Consider the following 16,782-nt stretch of genomic DNA (forward strand, 5'->3'; position numbering starts at 1 on the left):
TTTAAAAAAAGAATTGGATACTATTATTATTTTTCGTTTCATCAGAAAATATAAAAAACTGTTCAGGATAGCAATGTATGCATTGTAACAACATCTGATGTTTAAACAGTGAAACCCGCTGCAGTGGCTGATTGCGCTGTTATTTACTGGCCGGTCTGTGCAGCAATTATTTTCTTTCCAGTATTTCCCGATTTCGTAACAGATAAAGAGAAACATACTTTTAGTTTTGCACCGCCTTACCAGACGGTAAGGGTTTACCAAAAGAAAGGTGCTATGTTTAAACAAAAAGTCATAAAATTATCTGTTGTATTATTTTGTGCCGTGCTGGTTTCAGCATTGGCAAATCGTGTAGTTGCCCAGGCAAAACAGACGGGTGTGATAGAAGGCCGGATATTGAGTGCTGATAATCAGCCGCAGGAAAATGTTATTGTGGTGCTGATGCCTTCAGAACGGCAAACCATGTCGGATGACAATGGTCATTTTGAATTCAGAAATATACCCTACGGCCAGTATACGGTTTCCGTTAAGTCGCTTGGAGTAACGGCATCACCTGTATCGGTGGAGCTGAATGCCGGTAAGGCAGCAGCAGCCGACATCCTGCTGGAGGAGAATGCCAGTGTGTTGGACCGGGTGGTGGTGTCTTCCTCTTACCGCCATGTCAACAAAAACAGTACCCAGGTAGCAAGGATGCCGCTTACCTATATTGAGAACCCGCAAAACTATGCTGTGGTTCCTAAAGAGCTGCTTCAAACGCAGTTGGTGACTACTACAGAGCAGGCCCTGCTTAATATTCCGGGTGTAAGCAATATGTCCGTTGCCGGTGGAAGCGGCGGGTCTACGCTCACTTTCAAGTCACGCGGTTTTGCGAATGGCTCCGTTATGTACCGGAACGGTGTATCCACCGGGTATGTTGCATTGACAGACCTGTTCAACATCGAACGGATCGAAGCTATAAAGGGCCCCTCCTCCACACTGTTCGGCGGCAACCAGGGCGCTTCCTATGGCGGTGTGTACAACATGATCACCCGGAAGCCGCTGGAAGTAAAGCGGGGAGAAGTCTCCTTTACCACAGGTAGCTATGAAATGGCGCGGGGAACAGTGGACTATAACACACCATTGAACGAAGACAAAACGGCCCTGCTGAGGTTAAACGCTGTTTACGACAACCGGAACACCTTCCAGGAACTTTTGCAGAACAATATCGGCATCGCTCCATCACTGCTGATCAAAGCTACAGACCGGCTTACGCTGCATTTTGACGGCTATTATTATCATAGTGCCCGACCTATTGTGTTATTCGGGTTCAATGCGCCTCCGGGCGCCACGGGCACCAGTTCCTATGAAGGCAATGTCAAGGATCTCGGCCTGGACCCCAAAAATCCTTACTTCAACCCGGACTTTAACAGCAAACAGCAAACACTCGCTGTTAGCGGTCAGGCCGAATATAAATTGTCGGACAAATGGCTTTCCCAAACTAATTTCTCCATTGCCAGAAGTAATAATGAAACACACTATATATCGCTGCGAGCAGACAAAAAAACAACTGAAGACACTACAAGAATTTACAGAAGCATCCTTGAGATGCCTTACAGCCAGCTGTACACACAACAACTCCAGCAGAACTTTATCGGCGACTTTAAGATCGGCAGCCTGAACAATAAATTGCTGATCGGGTTGGATTATTTTAAAACAAATGTAGGTTCCGCAAGGGCGTCATTAACATATGATACCATTCTAACTACAGCTACAGCCGCACAAATGATGATTAAAAAATCTAAAGTGGACAGTCTTGCTGTAAGAGCCCCTTATTCCATAGCCAATAAAAGGGATATTGCCAATAATTACGGCGCATATATTTCTGATGCACTGAACATCACAGACCGGCTGTTGATAATGGCGAGTCTTCGCGTTAACAGGTTTGTTTCAAAAAGTGCTGATTATATGCAGACCTCTTATTCACCCAAGCTCGGCATCTCTTATCAGATCATCCGGAATGCCCTTTCCGTATATGCCAATTACAATAACGGCTATAATAATGTTAACCAGACCGATTCCCTGGGCAACCTGCTGAAGCCGGAATATGCCAACCAGCTGGAAGGAGGTCTGAAATTCGATGTATTGCAACATCGGCTTACCGGTACCATAAGTGTATATGACATCAAAGTTAAAAATAAGGTCCGGGCAGTAGCAGATTACTATGTGCAGGACAACACACAGCGAAGCCGTGGTGTAGATGTAGATATTCTGGCGAATCCCGTGGCTGGCCTCAATATTGCAATGGGCTATGGTTACAATGATATCCGTTATACGAAGTTCAGCGATCCTAAACGTAGAGAACGCGTTGAGGGAAATACGGTAGAAGGTTCTCCATACCATGCAGGAAATATATGGGGAACCTATCAGTTTACTTCCGGAAGATTGAAAGGCGTTGGATTGGGTGCCGGCGGAAATGGGCAAAGCCGGTCTTTTACGAATGATGATAACACAATAGTATTAGACGGGTTCTTTGTTTACGGAGCCAGCCTGTTCTACAATGCGCTTAAATTCAGGATAGGGGCTAAAATTGATAACATCGCCAATAAAAAATACTTTACTTATAATTCCTGGCTGTTCCCCGGGCAACCCAGGATGCTCTCCTTTAATGTTACGTATCGTTTCTAAAATAGAATCGGTATTCCACAGCATAAGCAAAACCGCAGGTTGCGATTATGCCGCTTAATCCATACAGCATGAACAAAAGCAGAAAAACAAAAAAGAAATCGCTGTTCAGGCGAATGGTAGCCTGGATACATCTTTGGCCGAGTATCGTATCGGGAATTATCCTGGTGTTTGTATGCCTTACAGGAACGGTTATTGTGTATGGTGATGAGATCATGGACCTTACTGCGGGTGATGCAAAGTATGTGACCCCTTCGGGCGACCCGAGGATCTCTTCGGAACAGATCAATGAGAATCTTAAAAAACAGTACCCGGGCTATATGGTTTCCGAGTATGTCTTTTTTAAGGACCCCGCCAGAAGCATCCGTATCCGGGCATTCAATCCGAAAGGCCCGTCGCTGGTCATGATCTATATGGATCCCTATTCGGGAAAAGTACTGAAGAAAGATACCTCCATCTACTTTTTTTTCGTAACCGCCCATCTTCACGCATCCTTCCTGGCGGGGGAGGCGGGGCATTGGGTAGTAGCCATTGCTACGATCATATTTACCATAAGTTGCCTGACCGGACTGATACTCTGGTGGCCCAAACGATGGAACAGGGCTACAAGACAGGCCAGCTTTACCATCCGCTGGAAAGCGCGGTTTAAACGGCTGAATTACGACCTGCACAATGTTTACGGATTTTATTCGCTGATCATTTGCCTGGTGTTGAGTGGGAGCGGACTGATCATTTTTTTTGAAAGCCTGATGAACACCACCATCCGGCTTTCCGGAGGAAACCTCCGCGACCTCACAGAGGTCGTGCCCCGGCAGGACAGCACAAAAGTATCGCTGGATATGGTTCCGTTCGCATATAAAGTGCTGGAAACAGATCACCCGGATAAGGAGTCAGTAAGTATCTGGAACTACGACCAGAAAAAACTGGGGGCATTTATTTTTACCTCGGGTAACGTAGGACTGAAAAGCATCTCCGACGCGGATATCGCCGTTTATGACCGGTATAGCGGACAAAAAATTGACATCCCTGCCGGCTCCCTCCGGCATAGAAAAACAGAGAACATCGTGTGGCAGCTGCATATGGGTCAATGGTGGGGACAGCTGGGCAAACTGTCCACGTTCCTGGCAGGGATCATTGCCACCTCCCTGCCCATAACAGGATTTCTGATCTGGTGGGGACGCCGGAACAAGAAAAAGAAGCCGGTCAGAAAAATGGCCGCTGCCGTAACCGCCTGAAAAAACAACAATGAGAAAAAAAGGAATATTGTTACTGCTGCTCTGGTTTAGCATAGTGGCGCAGGCACAGGACCTGAACAATAGTTTTGCTGCAACAAAACTGCATTCCGGAATATTGAATGAGGACCGGGAAGTTTATATATCATTACCCCCGAATTATCAGCATCCCAGGTACCTTCATGAACGGTACCCGGTACTTTATTTTTTTGACGGTGAAACCAGCACCGGGCTTTATAAGGCCGTCACCCAGTTTTTAAGCAAGGGCGTGTATGCCCATATGCCTGAGGTGATACTGGTTGGTATTAAAAATAAAGACCGTACCAAAGACCTGACCCCTACCCGCTCTTCTATCAAATCGCCGGATGACAATACCCGGCAACTCTTTGAGAACAGTGGCGGCAACGATCGCTTTACGCAGTTTATAAAAGAGGAACTGTTCGCCTATATCAATGAACACTACCGGACGGATGGATTTAATATCCTGAGTGGTCATTCCTTTGGAGGCCTTGCTGCTTCCAATATCCTGTTACACCATACCAGTCTCTTCAATGCCTATATATTGATCGACCCGAGTATCTGGTGGGACGAGGGTTATATAGCCCGGGAAGCCACCCGTCTGGTGCCTTTGAAGGAAGATGCTGTAAAAATGGTATATATGGCGCGGGCCAACAATAAGGCAAAATCCGGTAGCCTTGATTCGGGTGATGATACGGCGGAGCGGTTTCACCAGGTACTGTCAAAACATAAGAGCGCTTCGCTGATCTATCAGTATAAGTGGTTTGAGCAGGAAGATCACGGCACGATCCTGCTGCCGGCGCTTTATGAAGGACTGAAATTCATCTTTGATGGTTATGAGGTCGACTTTAAAGAGGTTTCCGACCGGCCTGAAGCCATTATTGACGCGTATAAAAAATTAACTGAAAGAACCGGTCATGCATTCTTACCCTCCTGCCAGAAGCTGGATTTTATCATTGCCTATTTCGAAGCGAACAAAAAGATAAAAGAATCGGAAATCATCCGCCGGCAGCGAAAGCAGCTCTACCCGGAGGAGAAATGACCCGGAATCCGTATTACGGGCTGATGGAATGTGCAACCGTTTGCATCAGGAAACGCCGATTATTCTTATAATTTAGCAGGCAGCAGGATTGCCGTATGAGCAGGGAAATTCTGAAAGCAGCTTCAAAAGGCCCGTCAGTCATGAGTATAACAGCCGCTTTTTGAATTGGCCTGGGCCATGGTATCCGCTTGTCATATAAAACAGATAAAATGAAAAAGGTAAACCGGGTTGTATTTTTTTTCCTGCTGATCGTCATTTCAATGGCTGCGCCTGCACAACAGACCATTCCTGTGATACGTTTTGGGCTTATCGCCGATATCCAGTATGCCAATGCCGACACAAGAGGAACCCGTTTTTATCGTAATTCCCTGAAGAAGCTGGACGATTGTATCCGGGATCTGAACCGGCAGCAGGTGCAGTTTTCACTGAACCTTGGTGACATCACCGACCGCAATCCGGAAGACCTGGACCCCGTACTGGAAGTACTGAAAAAGTCGGAAACGAAGATTTATACCACACCCGGCAATCATGATTACAAGGGCATCCGTAATAACAACGTGTTATACCGGAAACTGGATATGCCCGCTGAATATTATGCGTTTAAAAAAGGGAACTGGCGGTTCATAATGTTAAACACGAATGAAGTGGCGGCTTATTCCAATGTAACGGGTACCTGGAAGGAAAAGGAGCTGGATGCGATGATCAGAAAGATAAAAGCCGCGAATGGACACAACGCGGAAGAATACAACGGGGGCATCAGCAGCAAACAGTTAAAATGGTTGCAGCAACAGCTGCAGCAGGCCGGGAAAAAGGGAGAGCAGGTACTAATCTTCTCGCATCATCCCTTTGGTTGTGCCGATGGGCTGACAGCATTGAACGACAAAGAAGTGATCACACTGGTTTCAAAATTCTCCTGTGTAAAAGCACTTATTGCGGGTCATCACCACGCCGGCACCTTTTGTGAGATCAACAACATACCGTGCATCGTTGCCGAGGGCATGATTGAAACTGCTGATCAGAACTCATATGGACTGATAGAATTGTATGCGGATAAGCTGGTGCTGAGCGGCTATGGCAGGATGACTTCGCGGACGATCCGCTTTAAAGGAAAATAAGAAACCGGGAAGAAAAGCCTTCTTCCCGGGAAGACCCTGAAATGTTTGTTATATTTGAAGAAGCAGGTATTGGCCGCTGCCGGCCGTATAAAAGGGATAAAAATGGATTCAAATACAGCCACAAAAGGAAAAGCAGGCGTGAATGATCACCTGGCCAATGAACGGACATTCCTGGCCTGGGTACGGACCAGTATCGGTATCATGGGCTTTGGATTTGTTGTGGTGAAATTCTCTCTTTTTATCCGGCAGCTGGCCCTGGCCCTGGAAGCGCCGGCCGCCGTGCCGCCCCGCACGGGGTTTTCCCAGCTTATCGGTATCATATTGGTCGCCCTCGGAGGCCTGACCATTCTTTTTGCCTATTACCGGTATCAAAAGATCAGGAAACAGCTTGAGGCCGGAGATTTCAGTCACTCCGACTGGTTGCTGAAGGCAAGTACAGTATTAATATTCCTGTGCAGTATTTTACTGCTGATTTATTTATTCAGGAACATCGGTTAAGAACCATGTGTCCGGATTAAGTCGGAAATGAAATGCCAGCAAAAAACCTGGCTTGCAAACGCAAACCAGGTTTAACAGGAACGATTGTCTCAAACCGCTATCAGATCATTCTTCCACCCAGGAGGCGTTGTAAGCTTCTTTTACCAGGCCGTACATATTGCGCCATCCGTCGCCCACAGAGTTGATGGTCAGGGCCAGTTCCACCTGTGCGGGAAGTTTTACAATGATGGTCTCCAGGCCCAGGTCGCCGATCTGCGGACCTTTTACGCCATTGCGGTCCGAGTATAAAGCGCCGCCGTGTCCGTAAGCGGTGCCGCCTGTTACCGCAAACACTCCGTTCCATCCGAGGCGTTCGGTATCCATCATCTGCTTTTGCTGTTTGGAGAGGAGCTGCTCCGTATGGGTCAGGAATACGATGATACGGGCGAGATCGGTTGTGGTAAGTACAAACCCGCCACCGCCGCAAAGTTCGGTCCAGTCGCCATGAGAGCGGCCTTCCAGTCTTGCAGGGGCCTGGTTCAGCATCTGGAGGGTTTTCCCTTCCACCGGTTTACAGTTGCGGGTGCCTAATCCCGCTTTATCAAAAACATATTCCTGTACGAGAGCGATGTATTGTTTGCTCATCCAGGAGTCGAAGTCTTTTGGAGAAAGTGCCAGCTCCCAGTTCCCGAACGCTACCGGGTTGTTTATTTTGGGCAGCATGGCGCGGAACAGGGCAAAATTTATATTGGAATAGGATGCAGGTGTTTGAGGCGCATTTATCGGACTGCCCACCACTTGTTTTAATGAATCCCAGCTGGTATTGCTGCCTCGTATCCCGGAAGTATGGGTGAGCAGTTGTTTAAAGGTAAGATTCCTGATGTCGTCGTGCTGCGCCCATGATTTGGGCAGCCACATTCCGATCTTTGTGTTGATGCCCAGTTTACGCTTTTCAAGGAGTTTAATGGTAGTGATCGCTGTAAGCGTCTTGGTTATGCTGGCGATGTTTACGTATGCGTCCACGTTTGCAGACAGGTTACCTGCTCCGGGTGTGCTGCCGACACCGAACGCTGCTTTTTCTGCCACCTGTTTGTTTTGCATGATCAGGAACTGGTAGCCGCGGGCATCTTTCAGTTTTTCTTCAAGGTTCTTTTTGAAAAGGGCTGTTTTAAAGACCTTGCCAGGTATTTCAATGGGAAGGTCGGTCTTGTGACAGGAGGTCATGCCTGCTGCTATTGTCAGGCTGAGGGCCGCACCAAGCATTTGTTTTAATGCTATTGTTGCTTTTTTTGTTTTCATTTTGTTTTTGTGTTAAGAGTTGCTGAATGTTTACAAATCAAAAGTAGCGCGCCGTTCAGGCGATCAGCTCCGGCAACTGATCAACAAGGTGTTTGATTTAACGGATACTGCCGATGGTTTAATTGCAGCAGTAAAAATGGATGCAGGCAGGTGCCGCCGGATCCTGCCTGCATCGCTATATCAGGCGATATACAGGATCATCTGTATTTAAGGAAGGGTCTGAATAGATCGGTGAACGGATTGTTTGAACCACAGATCCTTCGCTGGCAGGAGATGAAAACAGGAAATGATTAAGAGGAAGAAAATAATGCGGCTGGATGCAGAAATCAGCGACACTATTTTAAAGGATGTGGTCACCAATGCAGCGGATCCTTCAGGGCCGGCAGGGCACCCCAGCCTGCTGGGCAATCAACTGCTGAATCATTTTAATATTGTATTCGATAACCTCCGGGGAGAGATCTGTTTAACACCCAACGGCAGCAGCAGCACCGTTGTTCAGAAAGAAGGGATTAGAACAAAGAAGAATCCTGTTAAGAAAATTACAGGACGGCGCTTTTATTTTTCCGCATGCTTTTCTTTATGGTTTCCCGGTGCATGGTTCCCCAGGCGGAAAGGGCATCCAGCACGTCCCCCAGGGTTCCGGCGTATTCCGTTAATTCATAGCTGATCACTACCGGTGTGCCGGTAAACACATTGCGGTGTACGAAACCATTCAGTTCAAGGTCTTTCAGTTCAGTGGCCAGTGCCTTTGCAGAGATGCCGTCTATAGACCGCTGCAGCTCATTAAAACGCCTGCTGCCCGATTTTAACGCCACAATGATCCGCAGTTTCCATTTTCCGCCAATGGCATACAGTGCATCACCAACGGCCATCAGGTTAGCATTGCACGCTTCAGCAGACAGGTGTGTATTACAGTTATTAAATTTAGCCATGATCCCGTTGTTTACACTGCAAAGATACAACGACCACTTACATAGTGTATAGTACTTACCTTTTGTTAAGTGCTTACCTTTTGAAAGTGTGTGGTGGTAATTTTGTGTTCTAAATAAAAACAGATTATGGCAAAAACAAAATGGCTGTCGGATCTCACACACAGTGAACTTGGTTTTAAGATCCGGCATTTAATGATCAGTAATGTAACAGGTGCTATCCGGGATTTTCATATTGAGGTGGAAACGCCTGGTGAGGATTTCAGCAATGCACAGATCCGGCTTACCGCTAAGATGGATTCCATATCTACCAATAACGAGCAGCGGGATGAGCACCTCCGGAACGCCGATTTTTTTGAAGTGGAGAAATACCCGGAACTGGAGTTTGTTTCAACCGGCATTATCCGGAGAGATGAAGAATCGTTCGACCTGCGGGGCGACCTTACCCTGAAGGGAGTGACCCGGCCGGTACAGCTGAAAGTAGAACACAATGGCACCACAAAGGATCCCTGGGGCAATGAACGGGCCGGTTTTTCAGTAACGGGCAAAATAGAACGCAGCCAGTGGGGGATCAGTTTTAATTCTGTATTGGAAACCGGTGGTATCGCATTGGGCGAGGATGTTAAGATCCAGAGTGAGCTGGAACTGGTAAAACAGGCGGCAGGGGTTCCTGCTTAAGCAAGGGGATAAAAGGACCGCGGTAAACAGGAAAAGATACGAGCCCGCATACGGAGCGCATCCGCATGCGGGCTTTCAATGGGAGCATTCCTTCCCGGGGGTGAAATGATGGATCGCACTGCGGCGGGTAGTGGCTGCTATTCCGGAAGCAGGCGGCTTATAGGGTCAGTCCGCCGTCCATTACAAATTCAGCGCCGGTAATAAATGCTGCGGGCGTATCACACAGGTAAGCCACCAGCTTCGCCACCTCTTCCGGGGTGCCTGTTCTTTTTAGCGGAATGGAGTCGGCCAGCTGGTTAAAAAGGGCCTGAACCGCCTGGGGATCTGCGCCGGATTTGCTCAGGACCTCCGTTCTTGTGGGTCCGGGACTGATCATATTTACCCGGATCTTCCGGGATGCCAGCTCTGCGGCGGCAGTGCGGGCAATGGAGTTCAGCGCAGCCTTACTGGCCTGGTAAACCGAGCTCAATGGCTGGTGCATGGTGGCAACGATAGAGGATAAAATAACCACGGAAGCCCCGTCGTTCAGCAGGGGAATACATTTACTCAGCGTAAAATAAGCGCCTTTGAAATTGATGTTCATCACGTTGTCGAAATTTTCTTCTGTTGCTGTTTCGATCGGTGCCCGCTCACCGGTGATTCCCGCATTGATGAACAGGATATCCAGTTTTCCGAATTGCTGCTGTACGGCCTGGTACAACCGGTCCGTATCCTGCAGGCTGGCCTGGTCCGCAACAAACGGAAGTGCCCCTGTTTCAGCGGCTGCTTTTTCAATGGCTTCTTTCCGCCGGCCCGTGATCATTACGCTTGCACCGCGGGCTATCAGTTCTTTTGCGGCGGCATAGCCGATACCGCTGTTACCTCCTGTTATAAGGGCTGTTTTCTTCTGTAACATCTTTTTTTAATTTTCAGCAAAGCTATCTCGAAAATGATATACTTTTGTAACCAGTATCACAGAGTATATCAGGTAACACTGTATAATTATGCGTAACCAGACAGAAGAATTAAGGGCATTACAGGACACGCTTTATTTTATCGGCGGAAAATGGCGGATCCCGGTCATCAATGCGATCTGTAACGGCCACCGGCGTTTCCGGGAGATCGAGCGCAGCATCCCGGGGATCACCACCCGGATGCTGTCGAAGGAACTCAAGGAAATGGAACTGAACAACTTGGTGAAACGGACTGTTTATGCGGACACGCCTGTGCTGGTGGAATATGAACCTACCACCTATTGCCGCACTTTCGGGAAGATCATACAGGAAATGATCCGCTGGGGGCGGCAGCACCGGAAAACCATTTTGCAGCAAAAGTAAAAGAAATGATCCGCCGGTTTTCTCCGGCAGTACGCTGAATAATCCCGGTTTTCAAAATAGCGTTTAATTACGGGGCGGTTTTTCTGCCGGCTCCTTAACGGCGCTTTTGCCGTTTTTTAGCAGTACGCTTTTGGGTGCTGCCGGTTTTGCCGTACCGGCGGATTCAGACAAAGAGTGCTGCTCTGAGGGGCCGCCGGGCTCATATATGGGATTATGCGTAGCAGCGTCGTCCTGTATCAATGGCCATTGTTGCCCGGGAACAGACAGATCCCCGGAGACCTGCACCGGAGTTCCGGAAAAGGACAGGAAATGATCCTGTACCCACCCGGTTGAGGTCCCTGCCCCGCTCTGGCAAAACAGAAATGTCATTTTTTTCATTACAACCATATTGCCGGTATATCAGCAAAGGAGCTGTTTTGTTACCCGGATTCTTCCTGTGCCCCGGATAAAAAAATTAGCGTTATTTTACTAAATATATTAGTAATTGATTGTACCTTAGCAGTGGCTGTCAGCCGCCCGTTTATATGGTACAGGCCTCATTTAATAGGATCCTTTTTCAGCAACTGCAGGAGCAGCTGCTGCAGTTGCAGGGACTGCGGGCTCCTGTGGATACAGAGCAGCAGGATATGGGGCTGGGCATCATCAATCGATCCTTTCCGCACCGGTCCTTTCCGTTAAGCGCAGTGCATGAACTTGTGAGCAGTACTCTGCAGGAGGCAGCGGCTACTACCGGCTTTATGGCAGGATTACTTGGTACCTTAATGCAAAGAGGCGCCTGTCTCTGGGTAAGCCGGCACAGGAAGATCTTCCCCCCGGCACTCAATGCTTTCGGAATAATACCGGACCAGGTCATTTTTGCAGAGGTGCCGGATGATAAAAGTGCGCTCTGGACCATAGAGGAAGGGCTGAAATGTGAAAGTCTTGCCGCCGTGGTCGGAGAAGTACAGGAGCTGGATTTCACCGCATCACGCCGTTTACAGCTGGCGGTGGAAAAAAGCCGCGTAACCGGTTTTATCCATCATCACACCAGCCGTGCTACAGAAAATCTTGCCTGTGTATCCCGCTGGCGGATAAGGCCGTTTGCCAGCGTGGCCCCGGAAGGCTTACCTGGTGTGGGTTTCCCAGGCTGGCAGGTGGAATTGTGCAAAATACGTAATGGTCAGCCGGGTGCGTGGCGGGTGCAATGGACGGACCGGGGTTTTTATGTGGTACCCGAAAAAAGTGTAGAGCAGGCCGTTGTTATAAAAAAAGCAGGATAGCATGGGCCGGTATTTATCCATATGGTTCCCCGGTCTTCTTGCCGACAGGGCGCTGCGCCTCCGGCCGGAACTGAAAGACCGGCCATTTATTATTGCCATGCGGGAGCGGGGCCGCCTGATGGTAAAGGCCGCCGGGCCACTGGCGATAGAAAAAGGCATTATGCGGGGAATGGTGGTGGCCGATGCAAAAGCCCTGATCCCGGAATTAAAACTGTTCCATTACCGACCGGGTGCAGAAGAAAGATTGCTGACTGATTTAACGGTATGGTGCCTGCGCTTCACCCCGGTTGCGGCAATAGATCTGCCGGATGGCATTCTGCTGGACATCAGTGGCTGCCCTCATTTGTGGGGAGGCGAACAACCGTACCTGGATGCCATTACCGGAAAACTGAGCGCTTACGGATACCGCGCGCGAGCTGCTATTGCTGATACCATCGGGGCTGCATGGGCGATGGCCCGCTTTGGAAAAACAAATCCGATCGTGACGCCCGGATTGCTGGAGCCGGCACTGGAACCGTTACCGCCGGCTGCCCTGCGCCTGGAAACTGCATTACTGGACCGGTTGCAAAAACTGGGCTTTGGCACTATCGGAAGCTTTATCACCATGCCTGCAACCGTATTGCGCCGGCGCTTCGGACCGGAACTGCTGACACGCATTGCACAGGCACTGGGCCGTTTGCCCGAAGTGCCGGTGCCCGTACAGCCGGCACCGGTGTTCCGGCAGCAGTTGCCCTGCACAGAGCCGGTGCATACCCGGAGCGCCATTGACATTGCATTGGAAACATTATTGGAGCAGCTCTGCAACAGCCTCCAGAAAGCCGGCTGCGGATTGCGTTCCGCTCTGTTTAGGATCTATAAGGTGGATGGCGGATCACAGGAGATTGTCATTGGTACCAACCGGCCGGTACGCAATGCAGCACATCTCCTTAAATTGTTTGAACCGAAGATCGCCAGCCTGGCACCGGGTATGGGAATTGAAGTGTTTATACTGGAAGCGCCGGTGGTAGAGGCGCTTTCGGTCCGGCAGGAGGCTTTTTGGAATACGCTGGGAACTGCGGATACCGGCACCGAACTGGCCGGTCTGCTGGACCGGATCGCAGGAAGGATCGGGGGGCAGGCGATAAAACGCTATCTGCCGGCCGAGCACTACTGGCCGGAACGCTCCGTTGTTCCGGGCGGACTTTTTGAAAAGACGGCAACCACCTGGCGCAGCGACCGGCCGCGGCCGGTATACCTGCTGCCCAGCCCCGAGCCGGTGATCGTTGCAGCCCCGGTGCCGGATTATCCGCCCATGCTGTTCCGCTACCGCGGCAAGGTTCATCATATAAAAAAGGCAGACGGTCCGGAACGTATTGAAGAAGAATGGTGGCTGGAGCAATCCCGGGTACGCGATTATTATGTGGTGGAAGATGAGGAGGGCGCCCGTTACTGGCTGTTCCGGTCCGGTCATTACGGAGAAGAAAAACCGCAATGGTTCCTTCATGGATTCTTTGCATAAAGCGATACCGATGCGCTACACAGAATTACAGGTCACCACCAATTTTACATTCTTGCGGGGCGGGTCGCACCCGGAGGAGTTGGTACAACAGGCCATCCGGCTGGGTTATACGGCACTTGCCATCACCGACCGCAATACCCTTGCCGGGGTCGTACGCGCTTATGCTGCGGCAAAAGGCACGCCCCTGCGCATCATACCTGCCTGCCGGCTGGACCTGATAGACGGTCCCGGTTTACTGGCCTATCCTACTGACCAGCAGGCCTACAGCCGGTTATCGGCCTTACTGACAGAAGGAAACCTGCGTACGGAAAAAGGAAAGTGTGCGTTGTATAAGGCCGATGTGTACCGTTATGCAAAAGGCATGAAGTTTATTATGGTGCCGCCGGCAGCGTTAAATACGGCATTTGATATTGACGGGGCATTTAAAGAAGCCGTAAAAGAATATAAAGAAGAACTGGGACAGGCATTATACCTTGGAGCCGTATGTGCCTATCAGGGTAATGATGCGAAGCTGTTGTTCCGCCTGTCGCAACTGGCGGATCTGTACCGGGTGCCCCTGGTAGCCACCAATGACGTACATTATCATGAAGCGGGAAGAAGGGAACTGCAGGATGTGCTGACCTGTATCCGGGAGAAATGCACCATACATACCGCAGGCTACCGGCTTTGCCAGAATGCAGAGCGGCATTTGAAGGATGAAAAGGAAATGCAGCGTTTGTTTCGCCTGTACCCAGATGCCATTGCCCGTACGCAGGAGATTACGGATGCCTGCCAGTTCTCTCTGGGAATGCTGAACTATGTATATCCTGAGGAGCTTACTACGGAAGGACGTACGCCGCAACAGGAGCTGGAATACCTGGTATGGAAGGGTGCAGAGGAAAAATTTAATAAAACAGTAGTCGGTCAGAGGAAGCGGGAGGAGATCAACAGGGCCATTAGAGAAGAACTGGAATTTATGAAACGTAAGAACTATGCCTCCTATTTTCTTACCGTTTATGACCTGGTGCGTTTTGCACGCAGCCGGGAGATCCTTTGCCAGGGCCGGGGCTCCGCCGCCAACTCTGTGGTTTGTTATTGCCTGGGTATTACCTCGGTGAACCCGGTGGAGATCAAGCTGCTTTTTGCCCGGTTCATGTCGGATGCGCGGGATGAACCGCCGGATATTGATGTGGACTTTGAACACGAGCGGCGCGAGGAAGTAATGCAGTACATCTATGAAAAATACGGGCGCGACCGGGCAGGCATTGTAGCTACCGTAACACAGGTACACTGGAAGGGTGCGGTAAGGGATGTGGCCAAGGTAATGGGATTGTCGGCCGATGCGGTGGACCACCTGGCAAAATCGGAGTATGAATTTACGCAGGACTGGGCGGAAGGAAAAGCGAAGACGAGCGGAGGCTTTACTGCACAAGACCCGCATCTCTTAAAAACACTGGAACTAACCCGGCAGTATATCGGTTTTCCCCGGCAGCTGGGCCAGCATACCGGCGGCTTTGTGATCACACAAAACAAATTGTCGGACCTCTGCCCCATCCTCAACGCACGTATGGAAGACCGTACCTGTATTGAATGGAATAAAGAAGATATTGAAGCCCTGGGTTTTTTAAAAGTGGATGTACTGGCCCTGGGCATGCTCACCTGCCTCCGCAAAGGATTTGACCTGATCAAAAATCATCACGGGCGCGCACTGACATTGGCTACCGTGCCTCCGGAAGAAGAAGCGGTGTATAAAATGATCAGCCGGGCAGATACCATCGGCGTGTTCCAGATCGAAAGCAGGGCGCAGATGTCGATGCTGCCGCGGCTGCGCCCCAGGGAATTCTACGACCTGGTGATCGAAGTGGCCATCGTACGCCCCGGACCTATACAGGGCGATATGGTGCATCCCTATCTGCGCCGGCGCAATGGTGAGGAAAAAGAAATATATCCTTCTGATGAATTAAGAGAGATCCTGAAACGGACTAAAGGTGTTCCCCTGTTCCAGGAACAAGCGATGGAGATCGCTATTGTGGCAGCCGGCTTTACACCCGCGGAAGCGGATGGCCTGCGCCGCAGCATGGCTACTTTTAAAGCCCCCGGCCAGGTTACAAAGTGGCGTACCAAACTGGTAGATGGTATGGTCAAAAAAGGGTATGAAAAGGAATTTGCCGAGCGGGTATTCAAACAGCTGGAGGGTTTTGGCAGTTATGGCTTTCCCGAAAGTCATGCTGCCAGTTTTGCTCTGCTGGTGTACATTTCTTCCTGGATCAAGTATCATTATCCGGATGTCTTTTGCTGTGCCCTGCTCAACAGCCAGCCCATGGGATTTTACCGTCCGGCGCAGATCGTGATCGATGCCCGGAAGCACGGTGTGGAAGTGCTTCCTGCTGACGTGAACCACTCCTGCTGGGATAATATCCTTGAGGAAAAAAGCGGGCCGTATTGCCCCGTGCGGCTGGGTTTCCGCCAGGTGAAGGGGCTGAAGGAGGAGGAAATGCAGGTATTGATCGAAAAAAGAAAACAGCCCTATCGCAGCATTGTTCAGTTATCGGATGCAGGGATCGCTCAAACGGCGCTGGAATACCTCGCGGATGCCGATGCATTCCGGTCGCTGGGGCTGGACCGCCGGCAGGCACTTTGGGAAGTGGCGGCTCTTGCAGATAAACCCTCCGGCGTATTTGAGGGGCAGCCTTCGGAAAGCATTGCGGAGCCCGAAGTACAGTTGCCGGAGCTGAGTGCGGCAGCACACGTGTTGCAGGATTATAACAGTACGTCCCTGTCGCTAAAAGCCCACCCGGTAAGTTTTGCACGGCCACAGCTGGTGAAACGGAATATAGCGCCTGCCAACATGCTGGAACAATGGCCGGATGGTGCTTTCGTGCGGGTCGCCGGACTGGTGCTGGTACGTCAGCGGCCGCAGACAGCAACAGGGGTTTGCTTTATTACGATCGAGGACGAAACGGGTATTGCCAACCTGGTAGTGTTTCATAAAGTATTTGAAAAATACCGGCGCGAAATTTTACAGTCAAAGCTGCTGATGGTGTCGGGAAAGTTACAAAAGGAAGGATCGGTGATCCATGTTGTGGTACGCCGTTGTTACAATATGAATGCGCTGTTACAGGATATGACCGCCCCGGGAACGGAAGACCTCCGGCTGTCTGTAACTTCCTATATGGGCGCAACTGATCCATCGGGAAATAAAAAGGATGTGGTGCAGAAAGCAGTACAGGGCGAACTGTTCCCTTCAAGAAATTTTAAATAAAGAAATACCGGTTGTGCGCA

Annotated in this window: 14 protein-coding genes; 10 read left to right on the top strand and 4 right to left on the bottom strand. The window is 50.0% G+C overall.

Annotation, left to right across the window (positions count from 1 at the left end):
- The first annotated feature begins 273 nt into the window (after nucleotides 1–273).
- The 5 genes from K7B07_RS11090 to K7B07_RS11110 all read left to right on the top strand — a co-directional run bounded on the left by K7B07_RS11090 (nucleotide 274) and on the right by K7B07_RS11110 (nucleotide 6,563).
- Nucleotides 274–2,661: a TonB-dependent receptor gene (locus K7B07_RS11090; RefSeq protein WP_223709626.1), complete on the top strand. Its 2,388-nt coding sequence runs from the start codon at nucleotides 274–276 to the stop codon at nucleotides 2,659–2,661.
- A 68-nt stretch (nucleotides 2,662–2,729) separates the two neighbouring features.
- Nucleotides 2,730–3,893: a PepSY-associated TM helix domain-containing protein gene (locus K7B07_RS11095; protein ID WP_223709628.1), complete on the top strand. Its 1,164-nt coding sequence runs from the start codon at nucleotides 2,730–2,732 to the stop codon at nucleotides 3,891–3,893.
- 10 nt (nucleotides 3,894–3,903) lie between these two features.
- Entirely contained in the window at nucleotides 3,904–4,950 is a 1,047-nt protein-coding gene (locus tag K7B07_RS11100; RefSeq protein ID WP_223709630.1) for an alpha/beta hydrolase, read from the top strand.
- Nucleotides 4,951–5,159: 209 nt separating this feature from the next.
- Nucleotides 5,160–6,065, top strand: coding sequence for a metallophosphoesterase (locus K7B07_RS11105; protein WP_223709631.1), 906 nt, complete (start codon nucleotides 5,160–5,162; stop codon nucleotides 6,063–6,065).
- A gap of 102 nt (nucleotides 6,066–6,167) precedes the next feature.
- Complete coding sequence (locus K7B07_RS11110; protein WP_223709633.1) at nucleotides 6,168–6,563, top strand: YidH family protein; 396 nt, start codon at nucleotides 6,168–6,170, stop codon at nucleotides 6,561–6,563.
- A 105-nt stretch (nucleotides 6,564–6,668) separates the two neighbouring features.
- On the opposite strand, the gene K7B07_RS11115 is transcribed toward K7B07_RS11110, so the two are convergent.
- Both K7B07_RS11115 and K7B07_RS11120 read right to left on the bottom strand, forming a co-directional pair.
- Nucleotides 6,669–7,841, bottom strand: a complete 1,173-nt coding sequence (locus K7B07_RS11115) for a serine hydrolase domain-containing protein (RefSeq protein WP_223709634.1) — start codon at nucleotides 7,839–7,841, stop codon at nucleotides 6,669–6,671.
- A 539-nt stretch (nucleotides 7,842–8,380) separates the two neighbouring features.
- Nucleotides 8,381–8,773, bottom strand: a complete 393-nt coding sequence (locus K7B07_RS11120; RefSeq protein ID WP_223709635.1) for a winged helix-turn-helix transcriptional regulator — start codon at nucleotides 8,771–8,773, stop codon at nucleotides 8,381–8,383.
- A 126-nt stretch (nucleotides 8,774–8,899) separates the two neighbouring features.
- Between K7B07_RS11120 and K7B07_RS11125 the strand changes: the two genes are divergently transcribed.
- A complete protein-coding gene (locus K7B07_RS11125) occupies nucleotides 8,900–9,448 on the top strand; it encodes a YceI family protein (protein ID WP_223709636.1) in 549 nt (182 codons plus the stop codon).
- A 157-nt stretch (nucleotides 9,449–9,605) separates the two neighbouring features.
- Here K7B07_RS11125 and K7B07_RS11130 read toward each other — a convergent pair whose 3' ends face one another.
- Entirely contained in the window at nucleotides 9,606–10,343 is a 738-nt protein-coding gene (locus K7B07_RS11130) for an SDR family oxidoreductase (RefSeq protein ID WP_223709637.1), read from the bottom strand.
- Nucleotides 10,344–10,431: 88 nt separating this feature from the next.
- On the opposite strand from K7B07_RS11130, the gene K7B07_RS11135 reads away from it, so the two are divergent.
- Nucleotides 10,432–10,764 carry a winged helix-turn-helix transcriptional regulator gene (locus tag K7B07_RS11135; RefSeq protein ID WP_223709638.1) on the top strand — a complete coding sequence of 111 codons (333 nt, stop codon included), beginning with the start codon at nucleotides 10,432–10,434 and terminating at the stop codon, nucleotides 10,762–10,764.
- A gap of 63 nt (nucleotides 10,765–10,827) precedes the next feature.
- Here K7B07_RS11135 and K7B07_RS11140 read toward each other — a convergent pair whose 3' ends face one another.
- Nucleotides 10,828–11,133, bottom strand: a complete 306-nt coding sequence (locus K7B07_RS11140) for a hypothetical protein (protein WP_223709639.1) — start codon at nucleotides 11,131–11,133, stop codon at nucleotides 10,828–10,830.
- A 119-nt stretch (nucleotides 11,134–11,252) separates the two neighbouring features.
- Here K7B07_RS11140 and K7B07_RS11145 point away from each other — a divergent pair, with 119 nt between their 5' ends.
- The 3 genes from K7B07_RS11145 to K7B07_RS11155 are packed head-to-tail and all read left to right on the top strand — an operon-like array spanning nucleotide 11,253 to nucleotide 16,762.
- Complete coding sequence (locus K7B07_RS11145) at nucleotides 11,253–12,023, top strand: ImuA family protein (protein WP_223709640.1); 771 nt, start codon at nucleotides 11,253–11,255, stop codon at nucleotides 12,021–12,023.
- A gap of 1 nt (nucleotide 12,024) precedes the next feature.
- Nucleotides 12,025–13,521, top strand: coding sequence for a Y-family DNA polymerase (locus K7B07_RS11150; RefSeq protein ID WP_223709642.1), 1,497 nt, complete (start codon nucleotides 12,025–12,027; stop codon nucleotides 13,519–13,521).
- 10 nt (nucleotides 13,522–13,531) lie between these two features.
- The gene (locus tag K7B07_RS11155) at nucleotides 13,532–16,762 is read left to right on the top strand and encodes an error-prone DNA polymerase (protein ID WP_223709643.1); all 3,231 of its coding nucleotides are present in this window, start codon (nucleotides 13,532–13,534) and stop codon (nucleotides 16,760–16,762) included.
- Nucleotides 16,763–16,782: the final 20 nt, after the last annotated feature.

The sequence above is a fragment of the Niabella beijingensis genome, assembly GCF_020034665.1.
GTDB classification, from domain to species: Bacteria; Bacteroidota; Bacteroidia; order Chitinophagales; family Chitinophagaceae; genus Niabella; species Niabella beijingensis.